The 2,267-nt window shown below is 56.6% G+C and carries 2 protein-coding genes; one reads left to right on the top strand and one right to left on the bottom strand.

What is annotated here, in order from left to right; translation table 11 throughout:
- Window positions 1–189: 189 nt before the first annotated feature.
- Window positions 190–702, bottom strand: a complete 513-nt coding sequence (locus tag DID98_RS35360) for a hypothetical protein (RefSeq protein ID WP_124523224.1) — start codon at window positions 700–702, stop codon at window positions 190–192.
- A 569-nt stretch (window positions 703–1,271) separates the two neighbouring features.
- On the opposite strand from DID98_RS35360, the gene DID98_RS35355 reads away from it, so the two are divergent.
- Window positions 1,272–2,162, top strand: a complete 891-nt coding sequence (locus DID98_RS35355; protein WP_124523222.1) for an amino acid ABC transporter substrate-binding protein — start codon at window positions 1,272–1,274, stop codon at window positions 2,160–2,162.
- Window positions 2,163–2,267 lie beyond the last annotated feature (105 nt).

Raw genomic sequence — 2,267 nt, 5'->3', positions numbered from 1 at the left:
CAGTTCGGCCACTTCCGGACGTTCGTCGAGTCGGGAAAGTTGCCGTTGGAATGGCTGCATTACTCCGGAACCTGACGGACGAGATCACAGCCGCTTCCCGCATCTACGAACTAACGAATTCAAGCGCCCAACCCGATGTGGGACATCGGATTCGCCAAGGCGCTCGCAGACTTGAAGCAATCGTTGTAGCTACTTCTCGAACCAATATTCGAATTCGGTGCGGTTCTGGTTGAAGGCCTTGGAGTCGGCAACGGTTTCCGCGCGGACGATGCCACGAATGCCGCGGAACTTGCCGGTGCCGCCCGTGATATCCAACTCTGTGAGGTTCTTCAGGCGGTCGCTGCCTGGCAGCTTGTGGTTGAGGAAGTATCCGCGAGCAAAAATCTTGTCGCCGTTCTCCATTCTGTATTCGACGTAGCTGCGGCCAAGCCCATTCAGGTCGGTCAGGTCGCTTGTGGCGCGGATGACGGCTTCTTTGAGAACGACGCCCTCAATTGTCTGGTCTTTGCGACCGTAACTGCGCACTAACTCGTATAGCCGTAGCTTGTGCTCAGGCACATCGCCGACTTCAAGGATGTACTGCTTCGTGTACCTGTTTCCGCTCGCTGGTGCGTCGAATGCGGCGATATGCTTCTCCTGCGCAATAGCGATCGTCGAAGCGAAAAGCACGCCGCATGTCGCGGCAAACACTTTCAGATGCATGGCCGTCTCCCAGCAGGGAACCCCTTGCACTCTAGCAAGACCGCAAAGGGCAATGCAAGACAACAGATCGGATCCATCAAACTGGAGCTAATCAAATGCGCGCTTTTCGCCAATAGTTCGCGTTCAAACGAATCTCCGAAAAGTTGACGTGGAGGATTTCAACGTCGGTTTTCCGGGACGTTCATCGAATTGGCGCTCTCGGTCATGAAGCGTTATTTGCCAAGCGCGTGGCTCGGCGAATAACGCTAAGCCAACGGTCATTGGCAGACGGAAGTCGAACGCTCCCTTACCAATCACTTGTGCTCATTAGCCGGGATTTCACGCTTGCGGTCGGCGCAATTCCGCTTTCCGAGAGACAGGATGGCTGGGCCAAATATTGATCCCAAAACGATGTGTCAAAGGAGGCAATGCGGTTGACCTAGATCAACGGAGTGCGATCAACTCGGCTTACAGTGGTGTGGCACGGTGGTCGGCCATCTCCAGCGCGCGCGTTCGATTCAGAACCAAATCCGACTCGCAAGTCGAAGAAAGTATCGCCGGGCTCATATGTCGTGAACAGGGAGGGCATCATGATGCATCGATCCTTTGCCGCGCTCGCCGCATTATTTGTAGGTCATGCCGCCTTGACGGCCGCGAACGCGCAGACGTTGGAGAAGATTGCGCGAACCAATCAGATCGTCGTTTCATATCGGGAAGCTGCGGTGCCCTTCAGCTATCTGCTGACGCCGCATAAGGCCGTTGGCTTTTCGATGGACGTGACTGAAGAAATTGTCGATGACGTCCGAAAGGCGCTTCGAAAACCGGACCTACATACCGTCTACGTGCCTGTTACCGGGCAAAACCGGATTCCGTTGCTCGTCAACGGCACCATCGACCTTGAGTGTGGATCGACGACAAATACATCGGCGCGCGGCAAGGAGGTCACGTTTTCGACCAACTACTTCTACGCAGGCACGCGACTCATGACCAAACGTGAATCACACATCGGTGATTACGCTGATCTCGCACACAAGGTCGTCGCGACCGTCGGCGGGAGCACCAATGAAAAGGCCTTACGCCGCCAACTCGACGCGCAGCATGTCGATGCGGACGTGGTGCTGACAAAGGATTATGCCGAAGCTCTGAAGGAGGTTGCGGACGACAGAGCGGCGGCGCTCGCACTCGACGACGTTCTGCTTTACGGGCTACGTGCGAATGCTAGCGACCCGGATATGTGGGAAGTCGTCGGCGAAGCGCTGCAGATCGAGCCGTACGCGTGTATGGTGCGAAAGGATGATCCGGCGTTCAAGCGGCTCGTCGATGGTACGCTGACCCGGCTGATGAAGAGCGGTGAGTTCGCGCGCCTGTACGCAAAGTGGTTCGAATCGCCGATTCCACCGCGCGGCGCAAATCTCAAGATGCCGATGAGCGCAGCGCTGAAGGGAAACCTGATCGCACGCAGTGATCGACCTGCACAATGACCGGTCGCACGCATCTGGAATTCGCGCGGGACGACGACAAATGACCGCAACGGGGCATTGAGCCGCCATTGATCCTCCGCTGGCCCGAAGGGCTGATATGGGTCG

The organism is Burkholderia sp. Bp8984, assembly GCF_003853755.1.
In the GTDB taxonomy this organism is placed as follows: domain Bacteria; phylum Pseudomonadota; class Gammaproteobacteria; order Burkholderiales; family Burkholderiaceae; genus Burkholderia.
This window is presented reverse-complemented; position numbering and strand designations above follow the sequence as displayed.